Below are 26017 nucleotides of genomic sequence, written 5' to 3'. Positions count from 1 at the left end.
GGGTGAATCGCCAAATAAGTGGCGCTGGAGGGAATGGGTCAGCCGCGGGAATGAAGCGGCAAAGTTTCGAGACCTTCAGGACAAGATCACGGCAACCGCATCAGCCCCGGCATGCAACTCTTCACTTCTGTAAGAAGGGCTTCACCCTCCCCTTTCGCCCATACGAGAGATAATCAAGCGGGCCACCAATCCACGTTGGCCGATGTCAAACTCCAACCGTCCACCGTGGCTTTCCGCGACCGTCCCGACGATGGTCAAGCCAAGCCCGACCCCGTCAATGCCACCGGTATTCTCGCCACGCGTGAACGGCGCAAGCAAGGTTTCGATCTTGTCCAAAGACGTCTCATTCCCTTCATCCTCTATGGAAATGATCGCCTCATGAGCATCAGCCGTCAGCGAAACATGGGCCGCACGGCCATATTTCAGCGCATTGTCGATAAGGTTGGAAATCGCTCGTGTCAGCGACACTGGCCGCGCTGCCACCAAAATGCGCGCTGGATCTGTCATTTTGCCGTGACCACGGTTTGCTGAAAACAGCGATCCGACCCCGGTCGCGCCTGCGTGCTCGACGGGCACAAGCTCAACCGGCGCGCCCAGATCTTGATAATCCGCCACCACGGATTCAACGAGTGATGTCAGGGAGAGGTCGCGCGGGCTTTCGGTGGAAAGTTCCGAGCGGGTGTAGGTCAGAACGCTTTCAATCATACTGGTCATCTGGGCGATATCTGCCTCGAACTTTGATCGCAGACTTGGATCAGATATGAGAGTGGCCCGCAGCCGAAGCCGTGTCGCGGGAGTTCCGAGATCATGGGACACACCGGACAGCACGACCGCCCGCTTCTCCAGCCGAGCGCGTTCGTCGGCAAGGTTTGCATTGATGGCATCAACTATCTCGCGCAGCTCGCGCGGACCATTGGCTTCATAAACGTCAGGGCCACCCCGCAATGTTCTTGATCTCAGCGCCTGCGCGATCCGTTCAAAAGGTTGCGCCGCATTCGCCATCTTGGTCACCAAAATCAGCAAAGCGACAGCGGCAGAGAGCAATGCACCGAGCCGCAGATCGCTTGGCGCCGCATCACAGTTCCAGACCGATGGGCCTTTGACCAACAGCCATGGCCCCTCTGCACGACGGACCACCAGGACCGGTTCGGAGCAATAGCTGGCCATAAGGCGGGTCAAAGCCCCCACTTGCCGCGTGACCGTGCGCGCTCCGGTCACCTCGCCGACAGCATAGTTCAGCCGATTTGAAAGGATCGCAACGGTCAGCGCCTCGCCGGACAAGGGATCCTGCGTTTCTTCGATAAGTGTTAAGACCGTGATGTGGGACGGACGGGGAGCGATAGAAAGTCTGGCAAAGGCGCCTTGGCTTGCGAATGCACTGTCAGCGGCATTGAGGGACGTAATCTCCACGCCTTCCGGCGCAGGATCGCCCAAACGCAATGTTTGATATATGCCAATTCCAGCCATCTCAGCGCGCGTTAGATAGGCCTGCCATGCGCGTCCGGACAAGAGCCACAAACTGGCTGCAATGATGCCGACCAACGCGCCGATCAAGATCAAGCTCGTCCCGTAGACACGCAAAGTCGGCGTTTTCCTCACGCTGCGTCCTCTTCGGTCACATCGACCGCAAACACATACCCCACCCCTCTCTCAGTGCGCAAAAGCAGCGGCGCTTTGGGGTCATTTTCTATTTTGCCTCTCAAACGCCCCACCAACACATCAATGGCACGGCCCGAAGCATCCGCGTTATCGCCATCCCCGGTCACGTCCAAAGCGAGCGCGATTTCCTCGCGCGTGAGAGGGATATGTGGATTTGCCAGCAGGACGTTCAAAAGCCGGGTTTCACGAGATGACAGTGCGACTTGAAACCCTTGCGGAGAACGGACTTCATCCAATTTTGCGTCATAACTCCAGCCCGCGAAACCAAAGACACGCGTCTTGCGTCGATAGATCAGAGATGAAGAGCGATTTGCGCGGGCCAGAACGGCTCTGATGCGGGCCAGAAGCAGATCCGGATTAAAGGGTTTTGCCACGTAATCGTCGGCTCCCACTTCATATCCAGCCATACGCTGATGGTCGGCAGAGAGTGCCGAGACGATGATGATCGGCACGTCTTGCTCCGCCCTCAGGCGATTGCAGATGTCGATGCCGTTCTCGTCCCCCAACATGACATCAAGCACGATTAGATCGATGCGTCCCGCCTGCATCTCGGCCCGGATCGAGGCCTCTGTTTGCGCAGGCAGCGCTATGAAACCATGCCGACGCAGGAATTGCATAAGCATGTCTCGCATATCTTCGTCGTCCTCGACGACCAACAAACGCGGTATCGTCATCAGCCCGCCTCCTCGAACTTCAATGTCCTGTGCGACGATAGACGATACAACAGATTCCATCGCTTTCGTAACAATCCGTAACAAAACAGCGCATTTTATGCGGTTTCGCCTTCCGTCAGACTTGAAATGATCGCCCTACTTTCTTCACACTGAAGGGTGAGGCGCCGTGGAGGACGTGCGCCCATGGGAGGATATACTATGAATTATTCCGTTCTTGCGGCCACTTCGGCCGTGGCTCTTTCTGTTGGGGTTGCAAGTTTTGCTGAACCTCAAGCGGAGGTTTTGCACTGGTGGACATCCGGCGGCGAAGCCAAATCGGTCGCCGTTCTTCAAGAAGAATTCGCGAGTAACGGCGGCACCTGGACCGACATGCCCGTCGCAGGCGGTGGTGGGGATGCGGCAATGACCGCTTTGCGGGCCCGCGTGCTCGCAGGCAACGCACCGGCCGCCGTTCAACTCAAAGGTCCCGCCATTCAGGAATGGTATGAAGAAGGCGTGCTGGCTGACATCTCGGCTGTGGCCGAAGCGAACCACTGGTCTGACGTGTTGCCGACGGCAATCGCCGAACATATGAAATGCGATGGCAGCTGGTGTGCCGCTCCGGTGAACGTGCACCGTGTGGACTGGATCTGGGCCAACGCTGATGTGCTGGAAGCCAATGACATTGAAATGCCGACCACTTGGGACGAATTCAACGCGGCGGCTGACAAGCTTCAGGCAGCCGGCATCACGCCGTTGGCACATGGTGGCCAGGCATGGCAGGACGCAACCGTATTTGAAGACGTTGCTCTTGGTATCCTTGGACCAGAAGGCTTTCACAAAGCCTTTGTCGAATTGGACGCCGATACGCTGACCTCGCCCGACATGATCGCCGTCTTTGACCAGATGCGCAAAATGCGTGGCTATGTGGATGACAATTTCTCAGGCCGGGACTGGAACCTCGCAACCGCAATGGTGATGAACGGCGAAGCCGCGTTCCAGATCATGGGGGACTGGGCCAAGGGGGAATTCCTCGCCGCGGGTAAAATTCCGGGTGAAGACTTCCTCTGTGCATCGACCCCTGGCGACGGATTCCTGTACAATGTCGATAGCTTTGCGATGTTCGATGTGGACGGGGAAGACAAAGTGGCCGGTCAGGCGCTTTTGGCCGAGCTGATTGTCGGCCCGAGCTTCCAGAAGGTGTTCAACCTGAACAAAGGCTCTATCCCGGTTCGGACCGACGTGTCGCTGGATGACTTCGACACATGTGCGAAACTCTCGTCTGAAGAAATGACCGCGAGCTCCGAGAATGGCGCCCTGCTCCCGTCCTACGCTCACGGGATGGCTCTTCGCAGCGCGCAATCGGGTGCAATCACTGATGTTGTCACCGCACATTTCAACTCGGATATGTCCTCGGAGGACGCTGTAAAGATGCTGGCCGAGGCCGTCGCCAACTCCATGTAACCTGACCCTCCCGGTCTCCGCGCGAGCTCGCTCATGCGGAGACCAATTCTATCCGAGACAGACCGTTTCTCAAAAATCGAGGCCCTCCTTTTTGAGAGACGCAACAACATCAATACAGTGTGGCAACTGTTTTTCGCTCAATCTGTTTCAGATGAAACGAAAAACGCTTTAGGTAGAAAAATGACAGATTGGCTTGAACGTCACGTCCCCAAAATGGTGCTTGCCCCCTCATTTGCAGCCGTACTCTTGTTTGTATACGGCTTCATCGGCTGGACCGCCTGGGTCTCGCTGACGCGTTCGAAACTTCTTCCGAAATACGACATCGTCGGTTTCATCCAATACGACAGGCTGTTTGCCTCACCGCGATGGGACACGGCCTTCTCGAACATGTTTCTATTCGGCGGGCTTTTCATCGGGGTGTCGATGGTTCTGGGCCTGTTGCTCGCCATCATGCTGGATCAGAACATCCGAACAGAAGGCTTATTGCGTACGATTTACCTCTATCCAATGGCCCTTTCCATGATCGTGACCGGCACCGCGTGGAAATGGATCATGAATCCCGGCCTCGGGCTTCAGAAAATGGTCCAAAGCTGGGGGTTCGAGAGCTTCACCTTCGACTGGGTGATCAACCCCGATATGGCAATCTATGCCGTGGTCCTCGCAGGCGTCTGGCAAGCTTCGGGCTTTGTCATGGCGCTGTTTCTGGCCGGCCTGCGGTCTGTCGATGGAGAGATCATCAAAGCCGCGCAGATCGACGGGATTCCGACTTGGCGCATTTACACCGCCATTATCATCCCATCCATGGCCCCGATTTTCTTGTCGGCCTTCATCGTGCTGGCGCACCTCGCGGTCAAAAGCTTCGACCTCGTCGTCGCGCTGACCGGCGGTGGCCCCGGTTACGCAACCGACCTGCCTGCGACATATATGTATGCGATGGCGTTTTCGCGGGGCGATATAGGTCAGGCAGCCTCGTCCGCTATGGTCATGATGGGCGTCGTCTTCACGATCATCGTCCCTTACCTCTATTCCGAATTGAGGGTGAAACATGACTGATTTTGCACCCTCTGCCACAACGGCCAACCGCAACTGGACCCAAACCACGCTGCGCTGGCTGCTGTTCATCATTCTTGGCCTCTTCGCCCTTTTCTATCTCATGCCCTTCTTCGTGATGGTCACCACTTCCTTGAAAAGCCTTGAGGAAATCCGCACGGGTTCCCTTATCGCCTTCCCGCGCGAGTTGACCTTGGAGGCTTGGCGTACAGCATGGTCCGGGGCCTGCACCGGCATTCAATGCGAGGGTCTGCGCCCCTACTTCTGGAACTCAATGCTAATCGCCGTACCTGCCGTCCTGATCTCGACGCTGTTAGGAGCGCTGAACGGGTATGTCGTCGCTCAGTGGAGGTTCAAAGGTGCAAACCTGATCTTTTCGCTCATGCTGTTCGGCTGTTTCATCCCGTTTCAGGTCGTGCTGCTTCCAATGGCGCGCATGCTAGGTCTGATGGGAATTGCGGGGACCATTCCGGGACTTATCTTCGTCCACGTCATCTATGGCTTGGGTTTCACAACACTGTTTTTCCGCAACTACTATGTGTCCATCCCGGATGAGTTGGTGAAAGCAGCAAAGGTCGACGGTGCCGGGTTCTTTCGGATTTTCTGGTCGATTTTCCTGCCGCTTTCGCTGCCCATCATTACGGTCACCGTCATCTGGCAGTTCACACAAGTCTGGAACGACTTCCTCTTTGGCGTCTCGTTCTCTCAGGCAGGCACTCAGCCCGTCACGGTCGCCCTCAACAACATCGTCAATTCGACAACCGGGGTGAAGGAATACAACGTGGATATGGCTGCAGCGATCATCGCAGGTCTCCCCACCCTTCTCGTTTATGTCGTTGCTGGCAAATACTTCATTCGCGGCCTCACCGCCGGGTCGGTCAAAGGATAATCCCATGGCACCCATTCTCGACATCCGCAATCTCTACAAAAGCTACGGGTCCACCGAGATCCTGAAAGACATCAATGTCGTCATCGAACCAGGAGATTTCCTCGTGCTTGTTGGTCCTTCGGGCTGCGGCAAGTCCACCCTTCTGAACTGCATCGCAGGGTTGGAGCCAATCTCCGGCGGCTCCATCGCCATCGACGGGCGGGATATGACCCATGTCAGCCCCAAGGATCGTGACATCGCAATGGTGTTCCAATCTTACGCGCTTTACCCGACCATGTCTGTGGCCAAGAACATCACTTTCGGCATGAAGGTCAGAGGCGCGGATCAGGAGACGCAGGATCGCAAACTCGCACAAGTGGCGAAACAGCTTCAGATCGAACCCTTGCTCAAACGGCGGCCCGGCCAACTCTCGGGCGGACAGCGGCAACGCGTGGCCATGGGACGCGCACTGGTTCGCGACCCAAAGCTCTTTCTCTTCGACGAACCCTTGTCAAACCTCGATGCAAAACTACGGGTTGAGATGCGCTCGGAGATCAAGAAACTCCATCACAATCTGGGCGCGACGATGGTCTATGTCACCCATGACCAAATCGAGGCCATGACTCTGGCGACCAAAATCGTTGTGATGAAATCTGGTATCGTGCAACAAATCGGCACCCCTTCCGAGATCTACAACAAGCCCGCCAACCTCTTTGTGGCAGACTTCATGGGCAGCCCGGCGATGAACCTGATCCCGGCCAGAACCCACAAGAACAGCGACGGCATAGTTGTGGAGATCGACCGCATCGGCGCAGCGCCAATGATGCTTCGCGATCATCATGCGGACAGCCTGCCTGACAATGTCATTGTCGGCCTTCGCCCAGAAGACATTGCCGAAGCCGGGTTTAGAGCCGGCAGCGATGTACAAGAAGCCGAATGCCATCTCGACATGGTAGAACCAGCCGGCGCCGACACTTATGTGACGGCCATATTGGGCGGCAAGCCAATCACCGCACGTCTTCACGCCGAAACCGGCGCTGTGGCAGGAGAAACCCGCGCCTTGGCCTTCGATCTGTCGAAAGTCTCCTATTTTTCACCAGAGACAGGAGAAAGGCTGAACTAAAGCGTTTCGACTTTAACTTGATCTATCACATAAAGTCGAAACGCCCGCTCCGCTTGGACGTTGCTCCGCGTTTCTGCTCAAACCCTGATTCAGGTTTAAGTAGAAACGCTTTAATATCTCTGCGGCAGAGCGCATTACACGAAAAAAACTCGGCGCAGACGTCAGGTTGCGCCGAGTTTTTACCTCATCTGGAAGACCTATTGCGTGGTGAAGCGGGCTCAGGTCTGCCGTGTAGCTCTCGTGGGCAATGTTTTGCCACCTCCAAAGATCACCGCAAACGCTCCACATGATGGAATTTTCAGCCATTTGATTTTTGAGACGCATATCTCACGCAGTACTTTCGAAAGTAGCGTCGCCGTCTTCGAGCTGGCTGGGGTTCAGATACCCGAGCGTTGAGTGCAGTCTGATGGCCCTGTCCCTTATCCCGAGCAAAGACCACGACACTCGGAGAAAGCGACGGCACGGTTCAGTCCGCAATTTGGTTTGAGGCGTGACTGGTCGTCCATACTTGCGCTTTGCTTTTCTTAAGGATTTCAGGCCAAGCCTCTTGCCCATGCTTTTGTGACAAAGCTTTCCAAAACTTCCCCCTCATGATCCATGGCGTGCGACGGCTAAACTGTTTCTCAAAACTTGCGGCACTCAAGTTTTGAGAAACGACGCAGCAAAGCTTTCCGCGATTGCCATAACCACGGCATGGATCGGACCGGCGGTGATTTCGGGGATCACAGAGGAGTCCACGATCGACAGGTTGTCGAGACCACGCATCGCAAGGTTGGCATCGACAATCGATGCTGCATCAGCCCCCATACGACAGGTCGCAACCGGATGATGGTGTGTGATGACAGCCTTTGCAATAAAGGCATCCATCGCCTCTTCAGTCTCAAGATCACTGGCCGTCGGATGCATTTCCTCAGCCACCCATGGCGCGAGCATTTCGCTCTGCCCCACCATCCGGGCCCGCACAAGCGCCACACGGAACAGGTGGCGGTCGCGTTCCGTCTGCAGATAGTTCGGGTTGATCACCGGCTGATCCGAAAGCTCCGGCCCCGTGATGTAAAGCTCGCCGCGGCTTGTCGGGTTCGTCACCCCGAACAAGAGCGTGAACCCTTCCCCCAGCTCTGGCGCTGTGAGCATCTCGGACGCGCTCGGAGCCGCAACGCAGCCCACCACGATATCGGGGCGGCCGGTCGTTTGGGTCGGATCTTCCGCCTGATAGCTCAGAGACTCGGAAATCTGTAGCTTGGACGGCCCGACATGTTGTTTCGCACGATAGATATTGCCCGCCCCAAGCAGGTGGTCGTGCAAATTCTTCCCAAGCTCACGCCGCTCAAGGACACACTCAACGCCCGCTGCGCGCAGCACCTCGGGATCACCGACGCCGGAGCGCATAAGGGTCAGCGGGCTGCCAATGGCCCCCAACGACAGGATCACATGATCGCCGGTGTAAAACTCCAACTCATCGCCGCGTTGGATTTCGGCCGCTTTGACACGCGTGCCCTCCAGAACAAGGCGACGCACGGGGCTGTTCTTGACGATGGTGAGGTTGGGACGGGCGAGAACCTCTTCGGTCAGCCAAGCATCTGCGACGCTCACGCGCTTGCCGTCTCGGATCATAAGCGCATTCGGCGCAGTCCCGATCAGCTCACGACCGCAATGGTCATGCAGGCGCGGCATGCCGAGTTCGACCCAGCCATCGATATAGGCGCGAACGAGCGGGTGGGTTTGCTCAGACGGCAGCATGATCGGCATCGGCCCATCACCGCCGTGCAGCTCATCGCCGCCAGTGTTCCAACTCTCGGTCGCCTTGAAATGCGGCAGCAGCCCTTCGAAACTCCAGCGTTCATCGCCCGTCAGTTCCGCCCAACGCGCAAAATCCTCGGCATGACCACGCACATGGAACATCGCATGTAGATTGCTGGACCCGCCCAGCACCTTGCCCCGCGCCCAGCGATGGACGCGCCCCGCCGTTCCGGGCTGCGGCGTCGTCTCGAAATCCCAGTCAAAATCGCGCCCCTGAATAAACGGCCACATATCCGGTTTCACGATGTCGGGATCTTTCGCCTCTTCGCCGGCCTCGATCAGCGTCACCTTCACATCCGGATTTTCACTCAATCGCGCTGCAAGAATACAGCCTGCCGACCCCCCCCCGAGGATCAGGATATCAGCGTCATGCGGCATCGCCGGACCTCAGACCAAGCCCCATCAGCTTGCGTTGCGTGCGTTCAAGATGTTCGTACATTGCCTTTTCTGCCTCAAGTGCGTCGCGGTCAGCGATTGCTTCCGCGATCCGTTGGTGTTCCGCGTCGCGCATTTTCACGCGGGCGTCCGTCTTTTGCTCATCGGCATCACTGTCGGTAAAGCGCAGCCGCGCGTCGTGCTGAACGCGGTGCAAAAGGATGTGCAGCTCCGACGCGAGACTGTTGCGTGACCCTGCGGCCACCGCCCGGTGGAAATCTTGGTCGGCCTGTGCGGGGCTCATTTCTTTCGGCGAATGCGCTGTCTGCAAAATGCGGGCGATCTCGTCGGGAGACGCCCGAAGCGCCGCCAACCGCGCGAGTGCAGGCTCGATCATGAGGCGCATTTCCATAACTTCAAGCGGATTGGTCGATTGCACCAGTTTCGTGCTTGTCGAACGCGTCTCAGAACTGGCGCGCCGTCCGCTTTTGGCAGGTGTGAGTTCGCCGCTGTCGCGAAGCGTTTTCAAAGATTTGCGGAGCGTGTGACGGGAAACCCCGAGTTGCTCGGCCAAAATGCGCTCGGGAGCAAGTTCGCTTGCCTCCTTCAGCATCGAACGGAGCTGTTCTGTTAACTCCATGGCCTTGTCCACGTTTTTTCCTACTTCCTGCTCACTCATGCAAACCTGTCCTCCTCGCGATCACTGCACCGAACTCATTGCCCCTCCAACCCGTGTCAGATCAGTGAGTTTCGTCAATATTGGTGGAATTTTCAGCGCATCGCAACCAAAAAAACATAAATGGTCAAATTATGGTTGAGTTTGGTTGAGCACTTATGCCTTGGTGTAGGTGCGCGGCTTTTTCCCAAATCTCACAAGAGGTTTTAGGCCGCTCAGACAACAGGAAGACATTCATGACACATACCCAGAAGGCAGCGGAGGTTCCCGCGCTTTTCACTCTCACGACCGGACCGGTCAATTGCTACCCCGAGGTACTCTCTGCGTTGGGAAAACCCGTGCTTTACGACTACGACCCGGCATTCATGGCGCTCTATGAACGCGTCATGAAAAAGCTTGGCCAAGCGCTTCGTGCGCCGGACGTCCCGATCGTCCTTCAGGGGGAGCCCGTGCTTGGTTTGGAAGCTGCCGCACACTCTCTTGTGGCCCCGGACGACAAGGTGCTCAATCTGGCCTCAGGCGTTTACGGCGCTGGTTACGGGGAATGGTTGAAGCCGCGCGCAGGGTCGTTCCACGAGATTCGAACCTCTTATAACGATGCGATTGACCCGAAAGCGGTCGAAGCGTTCCTTGAGGAAAACCCCGACACCGCCGTCGTGGCCATCTGCCATCACGACACCCCTTCCGGCACCATCAACCCGATCCAAGACATCGGTCATATCGTGCGCAACCATGGCGCGCTTTATATCGTTGACTCCGTTTCTGCATGGGCTGGCGTCGAAGTCGACATTGAAGCCTGCTGTATTGATGTGCTCGTGACCGGCCCCAACAAATGCTTGGGTTGCCCGCCAGCTCTGTCCATCCTGACCGTGTCCGAAAAAGCTTGGGCCAAGATGGAAGCCAATCCGGCCGCACCGCGCGCGTCGATCCTATCCATTCTCGATTGGAAAAACGCATGGAAAGCTTCCGAGGGCTTCCCCTTCACCCCCTCCGTTTCAGAAATTTACGGGCTTGAGGCCGGGGTTGATCGCTATCTCGAAGAGGGGCCGGAAGCCGTCTGGGCGCGGCACGCCAAAACAGCGGAGGCCATGCGGGCTGGTGTGAAAGCCATGGGGCTTGATCTTTGGGCCGCACGCGAAGACATCGCCTCCCCGACCTGCACGACGATCAAATTGCCAGAAGGCGTGGATGAAACCGAACTGCGCAACAAGATGAAAGAACAGTACGGCGTGGTGATCTCGTCGGGGCGCGCGGAAACCTTCAACAAACTTGTGCGCGTCGGCCACATGGGGCCAACGGCCTATCCGCTCTACAGCATTCTGGCACTGACCGCTCTGGGCGGCGCGTTGAGCGAGATCATGAACAAACCGATGGATATCGGCGCGGCCGTCGTCGCCGCTGAGGCTGTGATCAGAGGCTAATTTCTTAGCAACAGACCAAAACGAAAGGCGGCCCCGAGAGGCCGCCTTTTCTTTGATACCTGACTAAGACTTAGTCGTGAACGACAACCCCGTCTTTGGTCATCGGCACACCATCCAAAGACAGTGAACAGCCCCGCAGCGGAATATCGAGGTGACATGGCGTGTCGCGCGACCCGCCCGCCTCCGTGTTCGGTCCTGTCGAGAACAGGAAGTTGCCCGCAAAACAGCGCGCATCCATCGACAGAGCCGCTTCACGATCATAAAGCCCGAGCGTGGTCCAGCTGGCACGGTTCTCCAAGCCCCAGCCGACATGCGCCATGGCATAGGCGTCGGGATCGTTAAAGCTATCCATGAAGCTCTTCATGTACTCCGCCGTCCAGCCGCCTTCGATTTTCGTAACGAACCCTTTCTCGATGGTGAGATAGATCTTGTCGGCGGCGTAGCGTTTGAACGGGAGCAAAATATCGCCCTCATCAATCACGATCAGCCCTTCCGCGGACCCTTCATCGGGCCAGCGTGCAATCATACAGCTCGGCCAGTGATCCCAACGCCCCGGCTCATCGGCCAAGCCGTATTGCAGGAGCACCGGGTACTGACCGAGCTTGCAACTGAAATCCGTTCCGGCTTTCGAGGTAACGGTCATTTCCTTTGCAGGTTCCATATATTTATTGGCAGCGATCACCTTATTCTTCGCTTCCGGCGAGGGGATCATTCGGAGCATGGTTTCCGGCGGCTCGACAGCCAGAAGCATGCGCGTACCGGTTTTCAAGATCTCTTCCTGTTCGTGGGAAAAGAGCAGCTGAAGCGTGTCGATCACAAGATCAGAGGCCTTTAACGCCGCAAGCGCCGCCGTGTTGACCCCGAGACCCAGCTGCGTGGTCTGGCCGACATAGCCAGACTTGTCACGCGACAAGGCCTTGTCGCCATTGATCATCGGAAGGTTGATCATGGTGATGATGCCGCCCAATAGTCCCACGGCCGTGCGCGCGCATTCGACGATCTGCATGTTGCTGTCATCGGATGTAAGGATCGCAACCTGCTCGCCGGGTTTGAGCTGGCATTGCTCAAGCACATTTTTCCAAGCGATGACGAAATCTGCGTTACTGATCGACATAAGTCTCTCCTAGAGCGTTATTTGAGGGCACCGATGGCGTGAAAGCCTCGGTTGAAATGCAAAAGCGGTGTCCGGTCGGGATTGGTTGCGGCCTCGCAGACCTCACCGATGAAGATCGAATGGCTGGCCGTTTCGACGGTCTGCGTCAGCTTGCAGGCGATGGCGGCTTGCGCGAAAGCATAGGCTGGCGCGCCGACACGGGTTTCGATCCACTCAAACCCTTCGAACTGCTCCGCCCCGGTTTTCCCGGTCATACCGGCAAAGCTCTCCGCCACATCGCGCGCCTCTTCGCAAAGGACGTTCACACAGAAATGGCCATTGTCGACGATAGCGTCATGCGCCTGTCCGTTGCGATTGACACAGACCAAGACGGTCGGCGGATCCATCGTGACAGAAGTAAAAGCGGTCGCGGTGAGGCCGCGGCGGCCCTCGCCCTGCCCGGCGGTGATCACTGTGACGCCAGAGGCATAGAGCCGCATTGCGGATTTCAGGCCTTCGGTAACGTCAGCTTCTGGAAAAATCGTCGACATGATCATGTCTCATTCCTTGTTGGAGCATTGTTGTGCCAGATTGGCAGGCGCATCAGTTGGTCCACGATAAAAGGCCCCAAGAGCACCACGGTGAACATGCGAACGGTCTGAAACGCGAGCACTGCCGCCACATTCGCTTTGGTCGCGATGGCCACAAGAGCCACGGTTTCGATACTGCCCGGAGCCGCAGCGAGAAGTGCAGTTTTCATATCAAGGTCTGTCACGGCCATGAGGGCCAGCCCCAGCCCAGCGCTGATGATGATCAGCACCAGTGAGGAAATGACCACCGCGGGGATGAGGCGCAGAACATGCCCCAACACGTCGCGGGTGAATTTGAGCCCGACCTCAAGACCGATGACCCCAAATGTCGCGAGGATCAGCACATTTGGCATCTGAAGATGCATCCATCCCGTCGCCTCAATGACCGCACAGAGGATCATGGGAATAAGCATGCCAGCCGCCGGAAGCGCCTTGATCCGCGCCGCGACAAGTGCAAGCGCCGCAAGCGCCGACGTGAGGATCGGAGAGAGCGGAGAAATCTCTCGCTCCGGCAATTGCCCAACCTGACTGTCCGGCAGGAAAGATGCAAACAGAGCCACGGAGATGATAACAGACGCCAAGCGCACATATTGCATCAACGCCACGATCCGAGCATCTGCGCCACGTTCATTCGCGATGATCACCATTGCCCCAGACATGCCCGGCAGGCTGCCATAGACTGCGACATCCTCGGAAATACCGGTCATGCGGTTCATGATCCAGCCGATGGAGAATGCGACAGTCAGGGTCGCCAAAGTGAGCGCCAGAAGCAAAGGCCATTCCTGCACCGCGTCCACGAAGATCGCGGGAGACATGGAGGTTGCGATAAAGACCCCCGCCGCGCCTTGCGCCAGAAGATAGGCAGGACGCGGAACGCGCAGCGAGCTACCACCTGCCCCGAAAGCAATCCCTGCGATCATGGCCCCTAAAAGCGGAGCCGCCGGGAAGTGGATCAGCCCGAGCATCGCCGCGAGCGCAATCGCACAAGCGAGAAGAGCGATCCATTGCACGCCCCGTCGCACATCGGCTGACGCGATGCGGTCTAATGGGTTGAAGCCCCTCATACCGGCTCCTTAACCACATTCAGAGCGGCTTCCACGAACTGCGCCGCTGCAAGCGTGCGCGCATCCTCGCCGCGCCGCCCGATGACTTGCACGCCAACCGGAAGGCCATTTTCAAAATATGCCGGCACGCTGAGCGCAGGCATCTGCAAAAGCGTCCAAGGCGTATTGAATGCCGGTGCGCCCGTGGAGCTTAAACCTTTCGGTGCCGTTCCCAGCGCAGAGGGCGCAAGCAGAACATCGACATCGGCCATCGCCTCAGCCAGCGCAGCGTGGACCGCAGGCAGGGCGGCACGCGCCTTGTCATAGGCAGGCGCATCCACCAGCGCCTTTTCGGTCAGGAACTCTCGGGTCGTTTGCGTCAACTGATCCCACAGGACCGTGCGCTCATAGGACAATGCGCGCGTCACTTCCCAGCCCATCACTGCCGCATGCAGCTCATGCGTCGAAACGAAATTCGCAGGCACCTCAATCTCGACAACCGTGCCCCCTGCCGCTTCGATCCGCGCCACGGCGAGATCGAGCGCAGCAACGGTCGCGGCGTCTGCAACATCGAAAGGCGGCGTCCGAAACAGGCCAACACGTGGCGCGGCAGGCAGCTCGTCAGACAGGGCAAGTCTGGGGCGCCCAGCAAGCACGGACGCCACCAAAGCGGCATCGCGCACAGTGCGGGTCACAAGTCCAAGCGTGTCGAGCGAATGCGCCAACACCTTGACCTCGGCAGGTTCGAGCAATCCGAAGGACGGTTTATATCCGACCACGCCGCAATAGGACGCCGGGCGAATGATCGAGCCAGCCGTCTGGGTGCCGAAGGCCATAAGCGCCATACCCGCCGCCACTGCCGCGCAGGACCCGGACGAAGAGCCGCCCGGCGTATGCTCCAAATTCCAAGGATTTCGGGTTTTGCCCGGGCTTGCCATCGCGAATTCGGTCGAAACCGTTTTGCCGACGATCAATCCGCCCGCCGCCTTGGTTTGCGTCACGCAAGGCGCATCCCAGAACGGGCGGCGCCCTGCATAGGCCTCTGAGCCGTAACCCGTCGGCATATCCGCCGTATCAATCACGTCCTTCACTCCGACCGGCAGACCGGCCAACGGCCCCGCCTCTTGCCCGTCGAGCGCATCCGCAGAGGTCCGCACCAAGTCCGGGTCACAATGAATATAGGCGTCGACCTCTTGGTCTTTCTCGGAAATTCTCTCCAGATAGGCTTCCGCCACGTCGCGATGACGGACTTTGCCAGACTGAACCTGAGCAATCAGGCGCGTTGCGTCGCATTTCAAAAGATCGTTCATGCCAGCAACTCCGACAGGTTCGGGCGCAGATCAGCCCAAGGCGCGGCCCGTTCAAGTTGACCGGCCACAGAGAACAACAGGTTTTCACCACCGAGCGCTGCACCGAAATGCACGCCGATCGGCAAGCCCTCTTCCGACAGTCCAAACGGAATGCTCATCGCCGGGAAACCCGACGCATTAAAGGCGCATGTGAACGGGCTATGCGCCCAGAACCGGTCATAGAAGGCATCCAAACCCGGCGTTTCACTCGACATCTCGCCAATTTTAGGCGGCAGTTCCGCGCTTGTCGGCGACATCAAAAGATCGAAACGCTCGAAGAACTGTCCAAGACCGCGCGCCGTTGCATGGAGCTGATTGACCGACGCGAGATAATCCATCCCCGTCAGGGTCAGAGCCTTGCGGATCCATTCCTCATTTGCGGGCTCCAGCTCTGCAATGGGATCTTCGATCCCAAGCGCACGGCCCCGCGCCAAAACGGCTGCGGCGACATTCACACCGGGAATGACTTGCCATGCGGTTTTCAAAGCCTGCGCATCATATCCAGCATCCGCGACGATCTCGACATGATGCCCGAGACTTTCCATCAACTTGGCCGCTTCCTCGCAGCGCGCCCGCAATTGGGGATCAACAGGCGTGCCCAGCGGGGAGTCCAAAGTCAGACCGATCCGCAGCGTTTGCGGATCACGATTGACAGAGGCAGCATAGCTTTCGGTTTTCACCGGCTGGGCATAGGGATCACCGATATCGGCACCGCCCGACACATCCAGCAGCGCAGCGCTGTCTCGCACCGATTTGGTCAACGCATGGGGCGTCGACATCCCTGCGATGCCTTCGACGGCAACAGGCCCCAAAGGGTTGCGCATCCGACTCGGTTTAAAGCCGAAAAGCCCTGTATGCGCTGCGGGAAGACGCGTTGATCCGGCCCCGTCGGAACTGTTGGCAAAGGGCACCAGCCCCGCCGACACCGCCGCAGCAGAGCCCCCCGAAGACCCGCCCGGACCATATTCCAAATTCCACGGGTTGCGCGTCACGCCAAATTCACGCGGTTCAGTTGCGAAACTCAGCGCGAATTCCGGCGTATTCGATTTGCCGAGAACCACGATCCCGGCTGCCCGGTAGCGGGCAACCAGCGTACAGTCGGCTTGATCGACATGTCCTTTGAACAGACGACATCCCGTGGACATTTCCATGCCACGCACCGCAATGCCGGTGTTCTTGACCAGAAAGGGAACCCCCTTGAATGGCCCGTCCGGCAACCCCGCGTCGATATCGGCTTCAGCGAGATCAAAATGCGGGTGGACGATAGTATTCAGGTGAGGTTCCAGCTTTTCGATACGGTCCATCGCCGTCTCGAACACTTCTTTCGCAGAAACCTCTCCGGTCCTGACAAGGGCGGCGACGCCGGTCGCGTCCAGCCTGTCATATTCACTGAGCATGTCTTATCCGATCTGGGCAAGAAACACGTCCTTGTCCCAATAGTCTTGTGTCGTCTCGATTTTCCCGTCCGCGACCTTCAAGAGGTGCAGACCATCAATCGCCACCGATTTTGGACGCGGTGCCGGTTGGTCTTCTTTGGCGCGCGGCGTGAACGTGCCTGTCATCCGATAACTTACTGCAAGCCATTCGCCCGAACGGATCACCTCTTTCGGTGACCAAGCGACATCCGGCAGCATTCGAAAGAACCCTTCGAGACCGTCCCGCAAGGCAGCAGTCCCACTGCGACTTTTGCCCATGGCGATCTCGTCATGTCGGCCATCTTCAGCGTAGAGCGCAGCAGCGGCCGCGGCATCATGGGCATTGTAGGCAGCATAGAATGCCTCAAGCACAGGGTATTCGGTCATTGGGTGTCTCGATGGGTTTCGATGAAAGAAAATGTGGCGCGCCCAATTCAGGGAGGGGCGCGCCCATTCGTCATGGATTGGAAGGGGTCACCAATCCATGCCGGAGATGGTCTTGACCTGATCCACGAAGGCTTCGCGCTTCACTTCGTCGAAGAGACGTGCACGCAGGCGCGGAGCCGGCGAAGAGTTCACGTTCTCGAACAGAGCGACACGACCGGCCAGAGAACCGCTGGTCATATCCCAGATGAAGTTCATCAGAAGTTCTTTCTGCATCGCGCTCACACCGTGGCCCGGCAGAAGATCGTTCAGATAGTGACCGATATCCGGGTTCTCGAAGGCCGCTTTGCCGAAGCGCATCACAAGCCCTTGACCACACATTTCCTGCAACGTGTGAATGATGCGCGGATAATGTTCGATGGAGTAGAGACGACCAGCGGTCAGCATCGACACATCCGGGGTCACGACGCCCGAGCTCAGCTGTTGCGGCTGGGCTTCAGCAGCGACCACAAAAGCCCGCAGAGTTTGAGCGTATTGGATCAACTCGCCCAACATTTGTTGAACAGCCGGGATTTTGCCCGTGCCAAGTACATCCAGAACCAGTTGACCGGCGCCAACGAAAAGCTCCGCCTTGACGGCCATACGGGTCAGCACATGCCAGTGCGCGAAAACGGTCGCACGGCCATACCAGGACATCCCGTCCGGATCGCCGAGGTTGAAGATACGTTCTTTCGGGACAAAGACATTGTCGAACACGATGAACTGGTCGGCCTCTTCACCCATTGAGGACACGGGGTGGTCGAATTTATCGGCCCCCGGCTGCGACACCATCTCGCGGGAGATCATGCGGATGCCGTCGGCGTTGATCGGGACAGCACCCCAGACACAGGCCTCCGGCGGAGTCGTGGTCAAACCGCCGAGGTTGGTGAAGAAGATGTCATTGGCCTGCGCCGCGATCGATCCCACGGTTTTCGCGCCGGAGACGTAGATGCCGTCCTTCGTCGCCTTCTTGACGCGCAGGAACGCCATTTCGGCGGCTTTCGGGTTGGAGCGGTCGGTCTGCGGACCAGCCAAGCTTTCGGACGCGGTCAGGTTGGTGTTGCGACCGAAGTCCATATAGGCTTCGATGTTTTCCGCGAAATCCGGCTCACAGCCGTCGATCATGGATTTTTTCTCTTTGAAAACATCCTGATAAGCCATCAGACCGGCAACAATCGCGGGCGAAAGATCCGGCGGACGACCGAACGTGCCAGCGGTTTTGAGGCTGGTGTATTCAATCATCTTGCGACGATCAGCGAGTTCTTCGACCGTGGTCGGAAGTTGCCAAGCCCGGCTTACGACCTCTCCGGTTTTCGGATCCAGATAGGTGGTTGCCTCTTCAAATTCCGGCTTGAACTGATCGTCAAACATTTCCGCGATCAGATCGACACCAGCGGCCAGCGCGGGCTCATCCGTGACTTTGTCGAGTTTCTTCCCGCCGATCCAAATTTGACGGCCATCATCGAGCGAGGCCTTGAATTCTGCGCCCGTCTTAAGGCGATGCGCGGGCTTTGCCGCGTCGGTGGATGTTTGTTGCACTGTCATAACGTCTCCTGAACGTCCCTGTTGGTGAGGGGCGGCTGTGCCCTGAGGCGAGCTTGCCGTTTGCCGACCGAAGCCTGCGATAGGGTCACGTTGCGAGGACAACCCAAAAAGTGCAACCAAAAAATAATGGTTGAGCATAAAAACCGAAAAGTTTTTGCTGGAGCGCAAAGAAACTCACCAAACACATTGGGGGATTCTTCCAAAATTGCCCATTTTTTTCACAATTAGTCGCTGCATTGGCGTAATTTGGTGGAAATTTATGCGATCCCCCTCAACCATTTCCCAACTGTGCATTTTCAACCATTAAAACGGTTGAGACTTATTGACGACCAAAAGTCGGGCGATATGGTTCATTTAAATTGGTTGATTGGTTCGCACATGGCTGCACGAACCTGAACAAGGCCAAGAAACGCCCACGCACACTCTCAAACTGTAGACCCATAAGGAAAGGCCCCCGGCGACATGACCACCCTCGCGCCACAGCAGAGCATCAAGCATGCGAACGAGGCCCGGCAGATGGCCAGGCCTCTTCGCGCAGCGGCTCAACGCGGTGCGCAGACCGTCTCTGTCGCCTCTTCCAGAACCGCGCCAGCCGGTGCTGCGGCGCAAGACATGATCATGTCATTCTCTGCTTCACCGGCGCGCCGTTTGAGCGGCATTTCGAATCGAGTGTCCCAACTCCGCCCTGCCACGCCGCACCAGAGACGCTCAACCGGCATCTGGTCTCCGATGGGGTTCAGCAAGAAAACGGCACCGCTTTCCGGGTTCGACCAAAGCGTCGCGGACAGGCTCACACCATGGGCCGCTTGTCCCAATTCCAAAGAATACCAATGCGCCAGCTTCACATTGCAGCTGAGCGGCAATTCCCCCGTGTTTTCAATGTTGAATGCGATAGGTTCCAGCCCTTCCGTTCCCCGCTCCGGCGTCGGCCCGTGGCCCTGTGCAACGGCGGAAGCCGTTCCGATGGCGACGAAAAGAGCGGGGGCGAGAATGCGGATGAGATCAGTCACGGGAGAAGCCTCTTGTGGGGGAAAGCAATTCGATGCGCGGCTGCGCAACGATGGAGCCGGAAACGGAAAACTAAAAAAAAGATTTGTCAACAGATGGAGTAAATCATGACAAACAGGACCACCAAAAGCGCGGTGCGGCTGATCTCAGCCCTTGCACTCGTCGCAGGCCTTGGCACCTCCGCCATGGCCGAAGAGATCACCAGCATGGCGATTCTGACGCCGGAAACCGGAACGGATTTCGGCTGGAACCAACAGGGCATCGACGGCGCGAAAGCCGCAGGTGACGCGCTTGATATTGACGTGATCGTCGCGGAAAACCTCGGCTATGGCGACGTGCGCCCGACTCTGCGTGAGCTGGCCGAAGAAAAACCCGGCCTGATCATTGCACACGCCAGCGGCTATAACACCGCAGCTCCGGAAATCGGTGCGGAAACCGGCGTGAAAGTGGCCATCGTTGACAGCCCAAGCGCTCTGACCGAAGGCGCCGTGGTCGATTACACCGCTTCCGGCCATGAAGGCGCATATCTCGCTGGCGTTCTGGCCGCAAAGATGACCCGCTCCGGTACGGTCGGGATCGTCACCTCCGGTGAGCCGCCGTCATGGAACTCCCAATCCGCAGCCTTCGCGGAAGGCGTCAAAGCCACCAACCCGGACCTCGTCATCCGCTATGCGGTGATCGGACCGGCTGCCTATTCTGACGCGGCAGGCGGCAAACGCGTGACCGAATCCCTGATCGCCGCTGGCGCCGACATCATTTTCGGCCAAGGCAACGGGTCGTCCTTCGGTATGCTGCAAGCGGTTGAAACGACCCCGGCGGCAGATGGCGGAAAAGTCATGTTCATCGACGTGATCGGCGACAAGACCCCGATCGACAAAGGCTACCTTCTGTCCTCTGTGCTCTGGAACCTGACCCCGGTCTATGAGGCCATGATCGAAGACATCCGCGCCGACAAGTTCGGCACCCGGAACTACGGCATCAATCTTGCTGACGGCTCTGTTGCTCTGCTCAAGAGCCCGCAGATCCCAGACGATGTTTGGGGCGAAGTGATGGCTGTCAAAGATCAAATCGTGTCCGGCGACCTGACCATCGAACCGAAATTCGATGCTGAATCGGTCCACGCGCTTGTGACCGGTGAGTGATCTCACCTCATAAAATTCGGACGGGCCTTCGGGCCCGTTCCGCCTATTTCCCCCGGAGACGACCATGTTAGACGCACACCCTTCCTCGCCCTCGACGATACCGAGCACAGAGGCGCCCCCAATCGTCACCTTTGAAGGTGTGACCAAGCGCTATCCCGGTATTATCGCAAACGATAGCATCGACATGGAGTTCCGCGCCGGTGAAGTGCATGTTCTGCTCGGAGAGAACGGTGCCGGGAAATCCACCCTGGTCTCCATGTTGTCCGGCCTTCAACAACCCGACGACGGACGCATTCTGATCGACGGGGAGGAAAAGCCAATCTCTTCTCCTGCTGGGGCTCTCGATATTGGTATCAGCACGGTGTTTCAGCATTCGATGCTGGTCCCCAGCCTGACCTTGGTCGAAAACGCGACGCTCGGTCGGAAATGGTGGCAACGCCCGGACCGGACCGGCACGGCGAAGGCCATGCAGGACGCCGCGCAACGGATCGGTGTCACACTCGACCCGATGGCTGTGACCGGCGATCTGTCGCTTGGGGAACGCCAACAGGCAGAAATCACCCGCGCCCTCATGCGCGGCGCGCGTTTCCTGATCCTCGATGAAGCCACCGCCATGCTCACCCCCAACGATGCCGCGCGTCTCGGTGAGTTGATGCGGCGTCTGGCTGCCGAAGGGATGGCCGTCGTTTTCATCACCCATAAACTCAACGAAGCGGTCGCGTATGGTGATCGCATCTCGGTTCTGCGCCTCGGCAAGAAAGTCGGTGGGCTCAGCCCGGAAGAGCTTAAGAGCCTTGACGCTCAGGAAGCGACCAATCAGGTCGTGCGCCTGATGTTCGGCACGCGGGACACCGCTGCGCGCGCCGATCAAAGACCGGACATGTCGACGGTCGATCGCAGTGCAAAACCGTCTCTTGAAGTGTTGGCGCTTTACGCGGACGCCGCGCGCGTACCACTAGCCAACCTCGAATTCAAAGTCTGGCCAGGGGAGATTCTCGGGATCGCCGGGATCGATGGCAACGGACAAAAACAGCTAGCCGCAGCGCTCGCGGGTCAGGCTCCGATCAGCGATGGCCGGATCATGATGGATGGCGCCTATATTGATCGCCTTTCCATTGGCCAACGCCGCGCAAAAGGGCTGCGTTACGTGACCGACGACAGGCTCGGCGAAGGCACCGTCGGCAGCTTCCCGATGTCGATCAACCTGCTGCTCAAAGAAATCGGCCAAATGCCATATTGGCGCGGCGGGCTTGAACAACCGGAGGCCATCCGGGAGAACGCCAGACAAAAGGTGAAAGATTTCGACATTCGCACACCGTCTATCGACACCCCGGTCGGCAAATTGTCCGGCGGCAACATCCAGAAGGTTCTTCTGGCCCGCGAACTGTCCGGCAGCGCGCGTGTCGTGATCTTTGAGAAACCGACATACGGGCTTGATCTCGCGAATATCTCCGCAACCCAAATGCGGATCAGAGAAACCGCGCAAAGCGGTGCAGCGGTCATCCTGATTTCAACCGAACTCGACGAAATTCTCGCCCTCAGCCACCGCATCGCGGTGATGGATCAGGGCCGGATCGCAGGCATCGTCGAAAACACAGAAGACGCCCGCCACAAAATTGGCGAGCTTATGAGCGGAGTGGAAAAATGAGCGCGGACACGATGACAGACACCGCCCAAACCGGGGATTTCCGAAGAAAACTCCGCGCGATCTCAAACACGTTGTTGATGAGCCTCGGCCCTGTGGCCGCTGCCTTCATGCTCTCCGGCATCATTCTTCTGCTCCTCGACGTAAATCCGTTCTCCTACTACGGATATGTCTTCGGGCGCGGCCTCCTCTCCCCGACCGGGGTGCAGGCGACACTGACCCGGATGGGACCGCTCTTGCTGATCGCGGCCTCGTTGATCGTGGCCTTCCGCGCCGGGATTTGGAACCTCGGAGGCGACGCACAGTTCCTCGTCGGTGCCGTTTTCTGCGCAGCATTCACGCCATTGATGGCACCCCACGTCCCGATCTGGATCGGGCTTCTCGCGGGCGCGGCGATTTCGGCCATTTTCGGCGCGCTTTGGACACTGGTCCCGGCCTTTTTGCGCGCCTATCAGGGGCTGAATGAGATCATCACCACCTTGATGATGAACTTTCTTGGCATTTCGCTCGCCTCGGTTCTGGTCAAACTGGTCTTCCTCGATCCGAACACCACCGTCCCGCAGACGCGTACACTTGCCGTCGAGGATCGCCTACCGAACCTGTTCGGCACCACGATTTCCAGCGGGCTCATCATTGGCCTCATCGCCATTCTCGCCGTGCATTTCATGATGACCAAGACCGCTTTCGGCCTGCGTCTTCGCGTTGTCGGCGGCAATGCCAGCGCGGCAGTGCACGCTGGCCTCGCCGTACCGCTTCTAACCGTGGCGGTGTTTGCCATTTCCGGCGCTCTCGCCGGGCTTTCCGGCGGCGTTGCGATCCTTGGACAATACGGCAACGTGCGCGCCGACTGGAACCCCGGCTACTCGCTGGCTGTGGTCCCGCTTGTGTTCCTCGCCCGGTTCAACGGCTTTGCGGCCATCGGCTTTGTGGGCCTGTTTTCCATCATGTCAATCGGGGCCGAAAGCGCGGCACGTCGCACAGGTGTCCCAAACTACTTCACCCTCGTCACCATTGGCATCCTGCTCGTGATGCTGGCTATTTCCGAATACTACGGCGCCAAGCGCCAGAAAGCTGGGGCGTAAGATGACCCTTTTCACCGATACATTCCTCATTGCCCTGATTGCGGGCATGGCCGCCTCCGGCGTACCTCTTCTTCTGGCGGGGCTCGGCGAACAACTCTCGGAAAAAGCAGGCGTTCTGAACGTCGGCATCGAAGGCATGATGCTCGGCGGTGCTTACCTTGGTTTTTACATTGCCTGGGCGACAGAAAGCGTCGGCCTCGGCTTTGTCGGCGGGGTTGCAGGCGGCATTCTGGTCGCAGCTTTGATGGCGCTGTTCTGTGTCCGCATGGGTCTGAACCAGATCGTCATCGGGATCGCTCTCACCTTGGGGGCCGAAGGCGCGACAGCTCTGCTGCATCATGTGCAGTTCAGCCGCCTCTACCCGCGCCTCCCCGATGTCGCCACCTGGCGCATCCCGGTGCTCGCGGACATCCCGATTGTCGGCCCTGCCCTATTCGACCGGGAACCTGTCGTCTACCTCGCCATCGCGCTCGTTCCGTTTCTGGTCTACGTGTATCGCCGGACGCACCTTGGCTTGGCTCTGCAAGCCGCCGGAGACAAACCCGCGGCGCTCGACTCTGCCGGGCAAAACGTCTTAATCATTCGCAGCTTTGCCGTTCTGGGCTGTGGTGCGCTTGTCGGACTGGGCGGCGCATTCATGTCCATCGTCGGCGCGGGCGTCTTCGTCCCGTTCATGACCCACGGCAACGGGTTCATCGGCATCGTTCTGGCGATGTTGGCGCGCGGCCGCCCGCTCTGGGTGCTGCTTGGCGCAGCTCTGTTCGGCGCCTGCCTCTCTGCCGCCACCGCTCTTCAGGTCGCGGGCGTCGACATCCCCACAGATGTTGTCCAGATGTTGCCCTTCCTCGCCGTCATGGCCGTGCTGCTCATCGCGGGCCGCAACGCCAAGCTCCCCGCTGCACTGGGTGCAGCCTATGTCCGGGGCGAACGGTAAGCTTCCGGTTTCATCCCGTCCTGTGGGAGACAGAACAAAGAGAAACACAAAAAGGACTGTAGAGATCATCTGCGGTCCTTTTTACGTGCTTTACGTCACTGAGGATTGGATGATGCTTTCCGTAGCGCATTACCGCTTTGAACCACGTCGCCACATGTCCATCACAACGGCCACAGCCTGTCCGACCTCCGCGTTGTTTTCCTTAAGAATTTCAGCACAGATCGCTTATCTCATGTCTTCATGACAAAGCTTTCCAGAACCTCGCCATGAAGAAGATTTACAGCATTCCCAAGCGACAGCGGAAAGCAGATGTACCACATGACCGCGAGGCGGATGATCTAAGGGCTCGTCTTGAAGTAGCGAATGGCCCGCGCATGACAATGGCACGAGGCTGCGAAACCGCACTCCTGCGCTCACGCCAAGATTTTCTGACACTGCGTTTTCAAAGGCTGCGACAGATCGGCAACAGCCTTTGGACAGGGGGATTGTCCGGCCTCGATCAAACGTTTTCCCATCATATAGGCGCGCGGATCGTTCATCGCATCAACCGCCAAAAGGCGATCCCCGCAATAGTACCAATGGCTCTGCGTACCGGGCTTGTCCCCAACTCGCACAACGACACGATCATAGCCCACATTCAGTCCCGCAATCTGTAGCTTAACGTCATACTGATCCGACCAGAACCACGGCTTTGCGGCATAAGGCGCACCCTGCCCCAGCATCGTGGCCGCCGTCGCTTCCGCCTGCTCAATTGCGTTGGGCACGCTCTCCAGCCGGATGCGCTGCCCCTTCCACGGGAAAGACGCACAATCACCTGCCGCAAAGATCTTCGGATGTGAGGTTCGACCAAATTCATCGACCTTGATCCCGTTCTCAGTCTCAACGCCAGCCATCTCGGCCAGCGCCGTTCCCGGGCGCACGCCGATGCCGCAGATCACGAAATCGACCTCCACGCTGGTGCCGTCGGTCAGCTCTGCGGCAAATGGCCCGTCGTTCGATTTGGACAAATTATTAAGGCCGCAGCCCTCACGAATGTCCACACCATGCGATTTGTGCATGTTTTTGATCCAGTCGGCGGTCTCTTTCGAGGCGACACGCGCCAGAATGCGGGGTGCCATTTCAACGAGCGTGACCTCAAGCCCCTTGAGCGCCGCGACCGCAGCCGCCTCAAGCCCGATATAGCCGCCGCCAACAATCAGCACGCGGCGACCGGCGGTAAATTCATGCGCCATGGCATCAGCATCCGCGAGCGAGCGCATGGTGTAAATCCCCGCCGCACCACCGCCCATGGCAGGCGGCAGACAAATCGGCTCGGCCCCGGTGGTGAGCGCGATCTGATCGACCGAAAGGTCGGTCCCGTTTGAGAGAGAGATCACCATGGTCTCAGGGTCGATCCCAGACACGCGGGTATCGGTCAGCAGCTCAATTCCCTGCTCCTCGTAGAAACTCTCAGGGCGCAGGAAGAGACGGTCCAATTCCATCTCGCCGGACATGTATTTCTTCGACAAGGGCGGGCGCTGATAGGGCGGCACAGGCTCGGCGCCTATAAGGCTCAACCGCCCCTCAAAGCCCAAAGCGCGAAGTTTGGCGGCAAGGGCGGAGCCGGCCTGCCCCGCTCCGATCACGGCGATATGCGTCATTGTTTTTCCTCGGATAGAA

The 26017-nt window shown here is 58.3% G+C and carries 22 protein-coding genes and 1 pseudogene; 9 read left to right on the top strand and 14 right to left on the bottom strand.

From position 1 onward, the window contains the following. Nucleotides 1-141: 141 nt before the first annotated feature. Both ACYBHZ_RS18245 and ACYBHZ_RS18240 read right to left on the bottom strand, forming a co-directional pair. Nucleotides 142-1599, bottom strand: a complete 1458-nt coding sequence (locus tag ACYBHZ_RS18245; RefSeq protein ID WP_460275736.1) for a sensor histidine kinase — start codon at nucleotides 1597-1599, stop codon at nucleotides 142-144. Next, the gene (locus ACYBHZ_RS18240) at nucleotides 1596-2333 is read right to left on the bottom strand and encodes a response regulator transcription factor (RefSeq protein ID WP_460275735.1); all 738 of its coding nucleotides are present in this window, start codon (nucleotides 2331-2333) and stop codon (nucleotides 1596-1598) included. The genes ACYBHZ_RS18245 and ACYBHZ_RS18240 overlap by 4 nt, the downstream gene beginning before the upstream one ends. Before the next feature lie 198 nt (nucleotides 2334-2531). Between ACYBHZ_RS18240 and ACYBHZ_RS18235 the strand changes: the two genes are divergently transcribed. The 4 genes from ACYBHZ_RS18235 to ACYBHZ_RS18220 all read left to right on the top strand — a co-directional run bounded on the left by ACYBHZ_RS18235 (nucleotide 2532) and on the right by ACYBHZ_RS18220 (nucleotide 6817). Then, nucleotides 2532-3776 carry an ABC transporter substrate-binding protein gene (locus tag ACYBHZ_RS18235; protein WP_460275734.1) on the top strand — a complete coding sequence of 415 codons (1245 nt, stop codon included), beginning with the start codon at nucleotides 2532-2534 and terminating at the stop codon, nucleotides 3774-3776. Nucleotides 3777-3956: 180 nt separating this feature from the next. Next, on the top strand, nucleotides 3957-4829 hold the full coding sequence (locus ACYBHZ_RS18230) for a carbohydrate ABC transporter permease (RefSeq protein WP_460275733.1): 873 nt from the start codon (nucleotides 3957-3959) through the stop codon (nucleotides 4827-4829). Further along, nucleotides 4822-5715 (top strand): carbohydrate ABC transporter permease, encoded by an 894-nt coding sequence (locus ACYBHZ_RS18225; RefSeq protein ID WP_460275732.1) that lies wholly within the window; start codon nucleotides 4822-4824, stop codon nucleotides 5713-5715. Before ACYBHZ_RS18230 ends, ACYBHZ_RS18225 begins: the two co-directional genes overlap by 8 nt. A gap of 4 nt (nucleotides 5716-5719) precedes the next feature. After that, nucleotides 5720-6817 (top strand): ABC transporter ATP-binding protein, encoded by a 1098-nt coding sequence (locus ACYBHZ_RS18220; RefSeq protein WP_460275731.1) that lies wholly within the window; start codon nucleotides 5720-5722, stop codon nucleotides 6815-6817. A 639-nt stretch (nucleotides 6818-7456) separates the two neighbouring features. Here ACYBHZ_RS18220 and ACYBHZ_RS18215 read toward each other — a convergent pair. After that, the gene (locus ACYBHZ_RS18215; RefSeq protein WP_460275730.1) at nucleotides 7457-8995 is read right to left on the bottom strand and encodes a GMC family oxidoreductase; all 1539 of its coding nucleotides are present in this window, start codon (nucleotides 8993-8995) and stop codon (nucleotides 7457-7459) included. Continuing rightward, nucleotides 8985-9671, bottom strand: a complete 687-nt coding sequence (locus tag ACYBHZ_RS18210) for a FadR/GntR family transcriptional regulator (protein ID WP_460275729.1) — start codon at nucleotides 9669-9671, stop codon at nucleotides 8985-8987. The genes ACYBHZ_RS18215 and ACYBHZ_RS18210 overlap by 11 nt, the downstream gene beginning before the upstream one ends. Nucleotides 9672-9904: 233 nt before the next feature. Between ACYBHZ_RS18210 and ppaT the strand changes: the two genes are divergently transcribed. After that, nucleotides 9905-11089, top strand: coding sequence for a pyridoxamine--pyruvate transaminase (gene ppaT, locus ACYBHZ_RS18205; protein WP_460275728.1), 1185 nt, complete (start codon nucleotides 9905-9907; stop codon nucleotides 11087-11089). Nucleotides 11090-11159: 70 nt separating this feature from the next. Here ppaT and ACYBHZ_RS18200 read toward each other — a convergent pair whose 3' ends face one another. From ACYBHZ_RS18200 to ACYBHZ_RS18165, 8 genes are all read right to left on the bottom strand, one after another. Further along, on the bottom strand, nucleotides 11160-12203 hold the full coding sequence (locus ACYBHZ_RS18200; RefSeq protein WP_460275726.1) for a M29 family metallopeptidase: 1044 nt from the start codon (nucleotides 12201-12203) through the stop codon (nucleotides 11160-11162). A 17-nt stretch (nucleotides 12204-12220) separates the two neighbouring features. Continuing rightward, the gene (locus tag ACYBHZ_RS18195) at nucleotides 12221-12733 is read right to left on the bottom strand and encodes a flavin reductase family protein (protein ID WP_460275725.1); all 513 of its coding nucleotides are present in this window, start codon (nucleotides 12731-12733) and stop codon (nucleotides 12221-12223) included. 2 nt (nucleotides 12734-12735) lie between these two features. Beyond that, the gene (locus ACYBHZ_RS18190) at nucleotides 12736-13836 is read right to left on the bottom strand and encodes an AbrB family transcriptional regulator (protein ID WP_460275724.1); all 1101 of its coding nucleotides are present in this window, start codon (nucleotides 13834-13836) and stop codon (nucleotides 12736-12738) included. Next, complete coding sequence (locus tag ACYBHZ_RS18185) at nucleotides 13833-15125, bottom strand: amidase (protein ID WP_460275723.1); 1293 nt, start codon at nucleotides 15123-15125, stop codon at nucleotides 13833-13835. Before ACYBHZ_RS18185 ends, ACYBHZ_RS18190 begins: the two co-directional genes overlap by 4 nt. Beyond that, nucleotides 15122-16561: an amidase gene (locus ACYBHZ_RS18180; protein ID WP_460275722.1), complete on the bottom strand. Its 1440-nt coding sequence runs from the start codon at nucleotides 16559-16561 to the stop codon at nucleotides 15122-15124. Before ACYBHZ_RS18180 ends, ACYBHZ_RS18185 begins: the two co-directional genes overlap by 4 nt. A 3-nt stretch (nucleotides 16562-16564) precedes the next feature. Next, on the bottom strand, nucleotides 16565-16966 hold the full coding sequence (locus ACYBHZ_RS18175) for a nuclear transport factor 2 family protein (protein WP_460275721.1): 402 nt from the start codon (nucleotides 16964-16966) through the stop codon (nucleotides 16565-16567). An 87-nt stretch (nucleotides 16967-17053) separates the two neighbouring features. Further along, complete coding sequence (locus ACYBHZ_RS18170) at nucleotides 17054-18547, bottom strand: 4-hydroxyphenylacetate 3-hydroxylase N-terminal domain-containing protein (RefSeq protein WP_460275720.1); 1494 nt, start codon at nucleotides 18545-18547, stop codon at nucleotides 17054-17056. A 542-nt stretch (nucleotides 18548-19089) separates the two neighbouring features. Beyond that, nucleotides 19090-19557 carry a hypothetical protein gene (locus tag ACYBHZ_RS18165; RefSeq protein ID WP_460275719.1) on the bottom strand — a complete coding sequence of 156 codons (468 nt, stop codon included), beginning with the start codon at nucleotides 19555-19557 and terminating at the stop codon, nucleotides 19090-19092. A 105-nt stretch (nucleotides 19558-19662) separates the two neighbouring features. On the opposite strand from ACYBHZ_RS18165, the gene ACYBHZ_RS18160 reads away from it, so the two are divergent. The 4 genes from ACYBHZ_RS18160 to ACYBHZ_RS18145 all read left to right on the top strand — a co-directional run bounded on the left by ACYBHZ_RS18160 (nucleotide 19663) and on the right by ACYBHZ_RS18145 (nucleotide 24358). Then, nucleotides 19663-20697: a putative B6 ABC transporter substrate-binding protein gene (locus tag ACYBHZ_RS18160; protein WP_460275718.1), complete on the top strand. Its 1035-nt coding sequence runs from the start codon at nucleotides 19663-19665 to the stop codon at nucleotides 20695-20697. 64 nt (nucleotides 20698-20761) lie between these two features. Beyond that, entirely contained in the window at nucleotides 20762-22345 is a 1584-nt protein-coding gene (locus tag ACYBHZ_RS18155) for a putative B6 ABC transporter ATP-binding protein (RefSeq protein ID WP_460275717.1), read from the top strand. Then, nucleotides 22342-23424, top strand: a complete 1083-nt coding sequence (locus ACYBHZ_RS18150; RefSeq protein WP_460275716.1) for a putative B6 ABC transporter permease subunit 2 — start codon at nucleotides 22342-22344, stop codon at nucleotides 23422-23424. The genes ACYBHZ_RS18155 and ACYBHZ_RS18150 overlap by 4 nt, the downstream gene beginning before the upstream one ends. A gap of 1 nt (nucleotide 23425) precedes the next feature. Continuing rightward, nucleotides 23426-24358 carry a putative B6 ABC transporter permease subunit 1 gene (locus ACYBHZ_RS18145; RefSeq protein ID WP_460275715.1) on the top strand — a complete coding sequence of 311 codons (933 nt, stop codon included), beginning with the start codon at nucleotides 23426-23428 and terminating at the stop codon, nucleotides 24356-24358. Nucleotides 24359-24624: 266 nt separating this feature from the next. On the opposite strand, the pseudogene ACYBHZ_RS18140 reads toward ACYBHZ_RS18145, so the two are convergent. Beyond that, a pseudogene (locus ACYBHZ_RS18140) lies at nucleotides 24625-24696 on the bottom strand (IS6 family transposase); the annotation flags it as partial. A 75-nt stretch (nucleotides 24697-24771) separates the two neighbouring features. Then, entirely contained in the window at nucleotides 24772-25998 is a 1227-nt protein-coding gene (locus ACYBHZ_RS18135; RefSeq protein WP_460275714.1) for an NAD(P)/FAD-dependent oxidoreductase, read from the bottom strand. Between the last annotated feature and the right edge of the window lie 19 nt (nucleotides 25999-26017).

This window comes from Celeribacter sp. ULVN23_4, from assembly GCF_054788345.1.
Note: the sequence above shows the minus strand (reverse complement) of the source record. Positions and strands in the feature narration are given on the sequence as shown.

Excerpts from the sequence above, each read along its gene's own strand:
- ACYBHZ_RS18170 (WP_460275720.1), bottom strand. The coding sequence starts at position 18,547 with ATGACAGTGCAACAAACATCCACCGACGCGGCAAAGCCCGCGCATCGC.
- ACYBHZ_RS18200 (WP_460275726.1), bottom strand. The coding sequence starts at position 12,203 with ATGTCGATCAGTAACGCAGATTTCGTCATCGCTTGGAAAAATGTGCTT.
- ACYBHZ_RS18150 (WP_460275716.1), top strand. The coding sequence starts at position 22,342 with ATGAGCGCGGACACGATGACAGACACCGCCCAAACCGGGGATTTCCGA.
- ACYBHZ_RS18215 (WP_460275730.1), bottom strand. The coding sequence starts at position 8,995 with ATGCCGCATGACGCTGATATCCTGATCCTCGGGGGGGGGTCGGCAGGC.
- ppaT (WP_460275728.1), top strand. The coding sequence starts at position 9,905 with ATGACACATACCCAGAAGGCAGCGGAGGTTCCCGCGCTTTTCACTCTC.
- ACYBHZ_RS18135 (WP_460275714.1), bottom strand. The coding sequence starts at position 25,998 with ATGACGCATATCGCCGTGATCGGAGCGGGGCAGGCCGGCTCCGCCCTT.
- ACYBHZ_RS18175 (WP_460275721.1), bottom strand. The coding sequence starts at position 16,966 with ATGACCGAATACCCTGTGCTTGAGGCATTCTATGCTGCCTACAATGCC.
- ACYBHZ_RS18225 (WP_460275732.1), top strand. The coding sequence starts at position 4,822 with ATGACTGATTTTGCACCCTCTGCCACAACGGCCAACCGCAACTGGACC.
- ACYBHZ_RS18145 (WP_460275715.1), top strand. The coding sequence starts at position 23,426 with ATGACCCTTTTCACCGATACATTCCTCATTGCCCTGATTGCGGGCATG.
- ACYBHZ_RS18180 (WP_460275722.1), bottom strand. The coding sequence starts at position 16,561 with ATGCTCAGTGAATATGACAGGCTGGACGCGACCGGCGTCGCCGCCCTT.
- ACYBHZ_RS18210 (WP_460275729.1), bottom strand. The coding sequence starts at position 9,671 with ATGAGTGAGCAGGAAGTAGGAAAAAACGTGGACAAGGCCATGGAGTTA.
- ACYBHZ_RS18220 (WP_460275731.1), top strand. The coding sequence starts at position 5,720 with ATGGCACCCATTCTCGACATCCGCAATCTCTACAAAAGCTACGGGTCC.
- ACYBHZ_RS18185 (WP_460275723.1), bottom strand. The coding sequence starts at position 15,125 with ATGAACGATCTTTTGAAATGCGACGCAACGCGCCTGATTGCTCAGGTT.
- ACYBHZ_RS18235 (WP_460275734.1), top strand. The coding sequence starts at position 2,532 with ATGAATTATTCCGTTCTTGCGGCCACTTCGGCCGTGGCTCTTTCTGTT.
- ACYBHZ_RS18230 (WP_460275733.1), top strand. The coding sequence starts at position 3,957 with ATGACAGATTGGCTTGAACGTCACGTCCCCAAAATGGTGCTTGCCCCC.
- ACYBHZ_RS18160 (WP_460275718.1), top strand. The coding sequence starts at position 19,663 with ATGACAAACAGGACCACCAAAAGCGCGGTGCGGCTGATCTCAGCCCTT.
- ACYBHZ_RS18195 (WP_460275725.1), bottom strand. The coding sequence starts at position 12,733 with ATGTCGACGATTTTTCCAGAAGCTGACGTTACCGAAGGCCTGAAATCC.
- ACYBHZ_RS18190 (WP_460275724.1), bottom strand. The coding sequence starts at position 13,836 with ATGAGGGGCTTCAACCCATTAGACCGCATCGCGTCAGCCGATGTGCGA.
- ACYBHZ_RS18240 (WP_460275735.1), bottom strand. The coding sequence starts at position 2,333 with ATGACGATACCGCGTTTGTTGGTCGTCGAGGACGACGAAGATATGCGA.
- ACYBHZ_RS18155 (WP_460275717.1), top strand. The coding sequence starts at position 20,762 with ATGTTAGACGCACACCCTTCCTCGCCCTCGACGATACCGAGCACAGAG.